5 protein-coding genes and 1 tRNA gene are annotated in these 7,849 nt (G+C 64.8%); 4 read left to right on the top strand and 2 right to left on the bottom strand.

Going from position 1 to position 7,849, the window contains the following annotated elements; all coding sequences use genetic code 11:
• Positions 1–124 precede the first annotated feature (124 nt).
• From QZ332_RS12460 to QZ332_RS12445, 4 genes are all read left to right on the top strand, one after another.
• Positions 125–200 (top strand) — tRNA-Ala (locus QZ332_RS12460).
• 546 nt (positions 201–746) lie between these two features.
• On the top strand, positions 747–1,598 hold the full coding sequence (locus QZ332_RS12455; protein ID WP_295765973.1) for an AraC family transcriptional regulator: 852 nt from the start codon (positions 747–749) through the stop codon (positions 1,596–1,598).
• Between the two features lie 754 nt (positions 1,599–2,352).
• Positions 2,353–4,425 (top strand): ATP-binding protein, encoded by a 2,073-nt coding sequence (locus QZ332_RS12450; RefSeq protein WP_295765970.1) that lies wholly within the window; start codon positions 2,353–2,355, stop codon positions 4,423–4,425.
• A 100-nt stretch (positions 4,426–4,525) separates the two neighbouring features.
• Positions 4,526–5,380, top strand: a complete 855-nt coding sequence (locus tag QZ332_RS12445) for a polysaccharide deacetylase family protein (protein WP_295765968.1) — start codon at positions 4,526–4,528, stop codon at positions 5,378–5,380.
• A 242-nt stretch (positions 5,381–5,622) separates the two neighbouring features.
• Here the strand turns inward: QZ332_RS12445 and QZ332_RS12440 are convergent, their stop codons facing one another.
• Both QZ332_RS12440 and QZ332_RS12435 read right to left on the bottom strand, forming a co-directional pair.
• A complete protein-coding gene (locus QZ332_RS12440) occupies positions 5,623–6,270 on the bottom strand; it encodes an HAD family phosphatase (RefSeq protein WP_295765965.1) in 648 nt (215 codons plus the stop codon).
• A gap of 22 nt (positions 6,271–6,292) precedes the next feature.
• Positions 6,293–7,594: a methionine gamma-lyase family protein gene (locus QZ332_RS12435; RefSeq protein WP_295765962.1), complete on the bottom strand. Its 1,302-nt coding sequence runs from the start codon at positions 7,592–7,594 to the stop codon at positions 6,293–6,295.
• Positions 7,595–7,849 lie beyond the last annotated feature (255 nt).

The raw sequence follows: 7,849 nt of genomic DNA, 5'->3' as shown, positions 1-7,849 counted from the left end.
GAGCGCTTGAATGGCATTCAAGAGGTCAGCGGTTCGATCCCGCTTATCTCCACCAGGAAAGAGGAAGGCCTTGGAAGTCAGCTTCCAAGGCTTCTCCTTTCGATCGTGGTCTTATCCATCGTTTGGGCCTGTAGCTCAGTTGGGAGAGCGTTCGGTTCGCATCCGAGAGGTCGAGAGTTCGAATCTCTTCAGGTCCACCAGACGGACATTGGACGGACACCTGCTATTTCAAAAGCGGCTTTGCCGTGACGGTGCGGCTCTGATGTCGAAACGAACAGCGGAGGTCAAGGTATGGAAGCCTTGGCCTCCGCTGTTTTATCGGTCCATCCCGTTTTGCCCGGTGCTCCTCCTGCCGGACCGCAGGCGGCCGCCGGTCCGCCCCCATGCGTGCTCCAGGATGTCCGCGCGATATAGGACCGTCGCCGCTGGCGGGGGGCAACGAGGCCGCGGGACCGCCCGGCTCGGACCGGGCATCGCAGATACGGCAGCGGTGTGTCCCCCGTGACGGACGTTCGGGTCCCGGCGGTGCGGGACATATCCCATCGAGGACAGGGAACGCTGTATATCATCCGCCCGTGACCGATGCAGCCGGGCGCGGCGGGCGGACGGCGGGCGCCGGATAGCCGCCTCTCTTTTTTGTGCAAGGATAGAGAGGAAAGATCCGGGGATAAGCCTTATAATGAAAACGATGGATCCAGGTCTGCAAAGCATGAAAAGCATGATATGTAAGGATGAAGGGGTATCTTATGGAATGGGTCGAAAGATTGAACCAAAGCGTGGAGCATATCGAGAGACACTTGACCGGCGAGATAGACTACGAGCAGCTTGGACGGATCGCCTGCTGCTCCGCCTATCACTATCAGAGGATGTTCACCTATATGGCGGGCATCACTCTGGCAGAGTATATCCGAAGGAGGAAAATGTCGTTAGCAGCGGTGGACCTGCAGGATGGGACGGAGCGGATCATCGATATCGCGGAGAAGTACGGCTACCGCTCCCCGACCGCGTTCAACCGGGCGTTCCAGGCGTTCCATGGGGTCGCCCCGTCTGCTGTGAAAGACGGGGGCGTCCCCGTGAGGTCTTTCTCCCCCATCGTGTTTAAGATCGCTGTGAAAGGAGCGACAGGGATGGATTATAGGATCGAGACGAAAGGCGCGTTCCGCATCATAGGCGTGTCCGCACCCCTCGACAAGGAGATCGAGAACAACTTCATGGCCGTGCCGAAGATGTGGCAGGACGCCGCCGCGGACGGGACCATACAGAGATTGGCGGGGATGATGGACATGCCGCCGATGGGGCTTTTGGGGGTGAGCGTCTGCAACGATGAAAGACAGTGGAGATATTTCATCGCCGTTCCCAGCACGAAGATGAGCGGTGAGTTCGAAGAGTATACCGTCCCAGCGTCCACCTGGGCGATCTTCCCTGGGACGGGCACGCTCCAGTCCATACAAGGAGCGGAGCAGCGGATCGTGACAGAGTGGCTCCCGGCCTCCGGATATGAATATGCCGACGCGCCCGATATCGAGGTCTACCTGGATCCGGGCCCGCAGGACGCGCGGTATGAGGTGTGGATACCCGTAGTGAAGAAGAAGGGATGACGGAGGGGGCCATGGACGAGGGGCCCCGCATGTTCATGGGGACGGTCGACGAGCGCCTGCGCGGCCTTGTGGGCGAGATCGACGGGGATTTGGCGGGGAACGGCCGCGGACGCGATATGAGACTGCAAAAAAGCGGATATGCCGTATCTTATGTGCCGAGCCGCAAAGGACGCTGGCGGCGTTCATGCCCCGGGGAACAGGGATGGAGCTCCGCATTCATCCCGAACATATACAAGGATACCGGGGCCCCTTCGACGCACTGCCCGAGGAGGCGAAAAAGGAGATCGAGGAAGCGTCCGCCTGTAAGCGGCTCATCGATCCCGATGCCTGCGGTCCGAGATGCAGGATGGGATATGCCTTCCTAATTGGATGGCCGGCAGTACCAGGGATGCCGGTATACGGCCTTCCGGCTCACACTGAGCGGGGAGGACGGCCCGTACATGAAGCGGTCTTTCGAGGAGGAACCGCAGGCGGGCGCCAATCGTGAGTGAGCGGGAGGTCATTGGAGGCTGGTCCATCGCCCGGTATGAGGAGCTGGAACAAGGCCGCAGTCGCGGACGGATACGGGGAGCCATGTCTCGACGGCGCATCTCGCTCCGGGACTTATGCGGATATGTCCCGCACGGGCCGCTGTCCCGGCGGCCCCGCCGGGAGATCCCTCTGGGATCTGAGGATCTTGGTATTGCATTCGATGTCAAATCTTGGTATCATATGGGGAGCGAGACACCATCCTATCAGGATACGGAGGCAGGACATGGCTGTTTTGAGCGATGTGGGGATCGTTTCCCAGGCTGAGGAGACAGGCATCGTCAACGTGGACGGGAAGCCGCTGACGATCCGCGGCACGGCGCGGGTGAGGGCCGCGGTGGAGGCGTTCTCCAAGTATGGGAAGATCGTCTTCTCCCGGGAGCAGAACTTCAAGCGCACGCTCTATTGGTACCATTTCATCAAGCCCGCGTCGAAGCTGCGGGAGCTTTACAACCTGGGCGATACCGTGCTGATCCTCTGCTGTGAGGGCCGGTTCGCGGACCTCAAGAGCCGCACGAAGGACTTCGTCGACTATTTGGTGACGGCCGAGTTCAAGAACCGCCTGGACAAGATCATCTACTTCCTCATCGACGAGGACGGCGACATCGAGCAGGTGGTCAAGAACGACCGAACGGAGAACCCGGACGGCAGGCTGATCGTCCCGTTCTCTTACGCGGGTCTGGCCATGGGGCTGGACGACGCCAGGCTGCAGGACCGCCTGCGCACCTTCTTGTATGAGCGGGACCTGTTCGGGCTGGCTTCGCCGCTGAAGGACGACACCCTGTTCTATGGGAAGGACCGGAGCAACGCCATCACGGAGCTTTACGGGAAGTACCGCCAGGGGGAGCACGGGGGGCTGTTCGGCCTGCGGCGGATCGGCAAGACCTCCGTCTTGAACCTGCTGCGCCGCAGGGTCGAGCAGGACAACGGCGCCGTGGTCTATTTCGACTGCACGCAGTGCCACCATCAAAGGTGGAACTCCTTCCTGCATCAGATCGTCCAGGATATCCGGAAGAAGTACGCCTCCTCCGGCCCCGACGCCGTGGACGTGTGCCTCCCGGAGGAGTTCTCACTGCCGGAGAAGAGCTCCAGGTATAATGAGCCGAAAGCCGCGATAAGCTTCGAGGAGGACCTGAAGAGCCTCTACCACGGCCTGGGGGAGAAGCGGATCTTGCTGATCTTCGATGAGATCGAGAGCATCAGCTATGACACCTCCCCCTCCCAGCATTGGCGGGAGGGCAGCGACGCGCTCTTTTTCTGGCAGACGATCCGCGCCGTCTTCCAAAAGGACAGCGCGCTGTTCTCGTTCGTGATCGCCGGCGTGAACCCCAACTGCGTGGAGGAGGCGAAGATCTGCGGCTTCGACAACCCCCTCTTCAACGGCCTGACGCCGCAGTACATCTCCCTGTTCGACCTGGAGGACGTGAGGGACATGGTGGGGGGCATCGGCGGCTACCTGGGGCTGCGGTTCAGGGAAGAGATCTTCACGAACCTGATCGACGATTACGGCGGGCATCCCTTCCTGATCCGGCAGGTATGCAGCCAGATCAACGGCGATGTGCTCAGACGGGGGGAACAGCGGCCGTACACGGTGGAGAAATACAGCTACGTGAAGCATGCCAGGGATTACCAGGCGGGGATGGGCAAGTCGATCGAGCAGATCCTGGGCGTGCTGCAGGACCATTATCCCAATGAGTACGACCTGCTGAAGACGCTGGCGCTGGACGGGAGCGCGCAGTTCAAAAAGCAGCTGAAGCTCGGCGAGAACTCCATCGTGCACCTGATGGGATACTGCCTCATCGAGAAGGCCGAGGACGACTACTTCATCCGGATCCATGCCATCGAAGACTACATCAAGGCCAAATATCCCTATGAGAAGCGGCTGTCCGATCCGGCGGACAAGCGGAACCGGGTCAGCGCCCGCCGCAACGCCATCGAGGTGAAGCTGCGGGAGCTGGTCGCCCACCAGCTGGTGGTCAAATACGGCAAAAAGGCCAGGGAGCAGCTCATCGCCCGGCTGCGCAAGTCTAACGATCCCGCCCAGGAGGGGCGGATCCGCGCGGCGAAGGACTTGGACGCCGCCATGGAGGAGACCTACTTCGACCAGATCAAGGGGATCGTCATGGACGATTGGACGGACTATGAGAAGGTCTTCAACGACCGGAAGAAGTTCGAGATGTGGGCCACGGTGATCAACCAGTACCGGGTCGACGCCCACGCGAAGGGCCTGGACGAAGAGGACGAGGCCGCGCTGCACATCGCGTTCTCCTTCTTCGAGAAGGCCCTCGCGGACGTTTGACCGGAGGGGCCCCGGGAGGCCGGGGCCTGCGCTCCCGGCGGGGAGCGGCCGGATGGAGACGGCCCGATCGGGGAGGCCCGGCCGGGGAGGGAGGCTGTCTATGAAAAAGAGACTGCATTGCTGCGCGCTGCCCCTGGTCCTGTGCGCCGTGCTGGTGTCGCTGTCCGCGGGGCCCCGGCAGATCCTGGCGGCGGGGCCCCCTGACGGGGGAGAGGCCGTCCTCCCGTCCCCCGGCCGGGAGACGGCCCGCATGGTGGCGCTGACCTTCGACGACGGACCGGACCCGGTCTATACGGACGAGATCCTGGACGTCCTGGAGCGCTGCGGGGCGCGGGCCACCTTCTTCGAGGTCGGGGAGAAGCTGCGGGACGTACCGGGGGCCCTGGAGCGGGAGGAGGCCCTGGGCTGTGAGGTGGGCAGCCATTCTTACAGCCATCAGAAGTTCTCGAAGATCGGCGGCGGGGAGGCGCTGGCGGACATGGAGGCGTCCGACGCGGCCTTCACCGAGGTCCTGGGCCGCGTGCCGGAGCTGCTGCGGCCCCCTTACGGCGCCTGGAACGCCGCGCTGGACGGCACGGGGTACGCCGCCGTCACCTGGTCCGTCGACCCCGCCGACTGGCAGTGCCGGGATGCGGGGGAGATCGTCTCCTTCCTCCAGGGGCTGGAGCTGGACGGGCAGGTCGTCCTGCTCCACAGCCTCTACGAGAGCACGGTGGAGGCGGTGGAGGTCCTGGTGCCCTGGCTCCAGGAGCAGGGCTATGAGCTGGTGACGGTCTCCGAGCTGATGGAGCGCCGGTTCGGCGCGGGGCCGGAGCCGGGGCATCTCTACGACGCCCACTTTTTCTGGAGCGCCCTGCCGGAGGAGCCCCCGAGGGGGAGCTATTCCAATTACAAGCCGCCCCAGGCGCGGACCGGCGGGAGCGGTCCCGGACCGGCGAAGACGGGGGACGGATGAGACGGAGAGGAGCCGGCGCGGCATCATGCCGCGCCGGCTCAGAGCGTCGAAAGAGTAAGGGAGGCTCCCTCGACGGGAAGGAGGAGGGTTACGAGAGGGACCCAGGAAGGGTCCCTTTCGTTTTTGATCGATAAGTTTTCAGGACGTTTTGAACGTCCTGAAAACTTGCTCCGCCTGTCGAAAGGAGCGGCCCCCCTGTGCCGGTCTCCGTCCGGGGCCTTTCCCCCGCCGACCGGGGCCGCTCAGCCCAGGCGGGTCATCTCCTCGAAGCTGGTGATATAATAGTCCGAGAGCCGCCGCATCTCGTCCTGGTCCGGCTCCGAGGGGTCGTACACCGCCGCCGTGCGGAAGCCGGCCTCGTGGGCCGTCCGCAGGGCGTGGAGGGCGTCCTCGAAGACCACGGTGTCCTTTTTCGTGGACCGGAGGCGGCGGAGGGCCCGCTCATAGATCTCCGGGCCCTCCCGCTTGCTCTGGCCCGCCTCCCGGCTGGTGATCATCCCCCGGAAATAGCCCTCCAGGCCCGCTGTCTTCAGCGCCGCCTCCGCCAGGGGGCGGTCCGTGGCCGTGGCCACGTACATCCACACCCCCTGCATCTTCAGGATGTCCAGGAAGGGGATCAGCCCCGGCTTGGGCCGGACGTCCCGGCGGTAAAACCCCTCGATCTGTCCCCAGATCTCCTGGACCAGCTCCTCCACCGTGCCGGGGAGGCCGCAGACGTCCTTGCAGTATGCGGTGCCCTCCCACAGGCCCAGAGAGGCGACCCTGCGGTCCAGGTCCGGCGGGGGGACGGCCCCGTGATTTTGGGCCAGGACGCTGCCCAGGGTCCGCCACATGCCCATGGAATCCACCAGCGTGCCGTCCATATCGAAGATCGCGCTTTGCAGTCTCATGATGGGATCCTCCGTCCTCCTCTCAGTCCGCCGCGCCTTGCCCCGGCAGCTCGGCCAGGCCGGCCTCCACCAGCTTTTGCAGGCTCATCAGGATGCCCAGCTTGGCGTGGTGCCAGGTCAGCCCGCCCTGGAAGTATACGGCGTAGGGCGGGCGGATGGGCCCGTCGGCGGAGAGCTCGATGCTGCTGCCCTGGACGAAGGCCCCCGCCGCCATGACCACCTCGCTGTCGTAGCCCGGCATGGCCCAGGGCTCCGGCGTGACGTAGCTGTCCACCGGCGCGGCGGCCTGGATGCCCCGGCAGAAGGCCAGCATGGCCTCCCGGCTCCCCAGGGTGACGGCCTGGATGATGTCGTGCCGGTCCTCCGAGGCGTTCGGGACGCAGGGGAAGCCCAGGCGCTCGTAGACGTTCGCGGCGAACACGGCCCCCTTCAGGGCCCCGGCCACGACGGTGGGGGCCAGGAACAGGCCCTGGTAGAAGGCGGGCATCAGGCCCAGGTTGGCCCCCACCTCCTGCCCCAGGCCGGGGGCGGAGAGGCGGAAAGCGCAGCGCGCCACGCACTCCTCCGTGCCGCAGATGTAGCCGCCGATGGGGGCCAGGCCGCCGCCGGGGTTCTTGATGAGGCTCCCCACCACCATGTCCGCCCCCAGGTCCGAGGGCTCCAGGGGCTCCACGAACTCGCCGTAGCAGTTGTCCACCATCACCTTCACGTCCGGCTTGCAGGACTTGCAGAAGGCGATGAGCTCCCCGATCTGACGGACGGAGAAGGTGGGGCGGGTGGCGTAGCCCTTCGAGCGCTGGATGGTGATGAGCTTGGTCCGATCGTTGATCTTGGAGCGGACGGCGCCGTAGTCGAAGCGCCCGTCGGGGAGGAGGTCGGCCTGGGCGTAGGTGACGCCGTACTCCTTCAAAGAGCATCGGCTGGGGCGGATGCCGATGACTTCCTCCAGGGTGTCGTAAGGGGCCCCCACGGGGGAGAGCAGCTCGTCCCCGGGGAGGAGGTTGGCGGCGAGGGCCACGGCCAGGGCGTGGGTGCCGCAGGTGATCTGGGGGCGGACCAGGGCGGCCTCGGTGTGGAAGACGGCGGCGTAGACCCGCTCCAGGTTGTCCCGGCCCTCGTCGTCATAGCCGTAGCCGGTGGTGGCGGCGAAGTGGGCGGCGTTGACCCGGTTGGCCTGCATGGCGGCCAGGACCTTGCCCTGGTTGAGCTCGGCGGTCCGGTCGATGGCGTCGAAGCGCTCCCGGAGGGAGGCCAGCACGGCCTCGCCGTATCGGAAGACCGGGCGGCTGACGCCGAGGGTCTGATAGATGGTCTCTAGATCCATCGCGGTGCTCCTTTCCTCCTGTTGTCGGCAAGGCTTATCATATGCGATGGGGCCGGGGCTGTCAAGGGGGGGGGCACTTGACAAAAAGGGGCCCCCTGGATTATAATGAGCCCGAACACTGCGGCAAGCGGCGGTCCCGGATCGGCCGGGGTCCAAAGCGATGCTCCTCGAACCGTCACCGTGCCGGGTGGCGGTTTCTGCGTCCTTGAGCGGCCGCGGCGGCGCCCTCCGCCGGGAGGCGCGGCCCGCCGCCGC

It is taken from the genome of uncultured Oscillibacter sp. (genome assembly GCF_910584465.1).
GTDB lineage: Bacteria > Bacillota > Clostridia > Oscillospirales > Oscillospiraceae > Oscillibacter.
The sequence above is the reverse complement of the archived record's forward strand: the minus strand, read 5'-3'. Positions and strand labels throughout refer to the sequence as shown.

Coding starts and splice junctions, on each gene's coding strand:
- QZ332_RS12455 (WP_295765973.1), top strand. CDS start 747: ATGGAATGGGTCGAAAGATTGAACCAAAGCGTGGAGCATATCGAGAGA.
- QZ332_RS12450 (WP_295765970.1), top strand. CDS start 2,353: ATGGCTGTTTTGAGCGATGTGGGGATCGTTTCCCAGGCTGAGGAGACA.
- QZ332_RS12445 (WP_295765968.1), top strand. CDS start 4,526: ATGAAAAAGAGACTGCATTGCTGCGCGCTGCCCCTGGTCCTGTGCGCC.
- QZ332_RS12440 (WP_295765965.1), bottom strand. CDS start 6,270: ATGAGACTGCAAAGCGCGATCTTCGATATGGACGGCACGCTGGTGGAT.
- QZ332_RS12435 (WP_295765962.1), bottom strand. CDS start 7,594: ATGGATCTAGAGACCATCTATCAGACCCTCGGCGTCAGCCGCCCGGTC.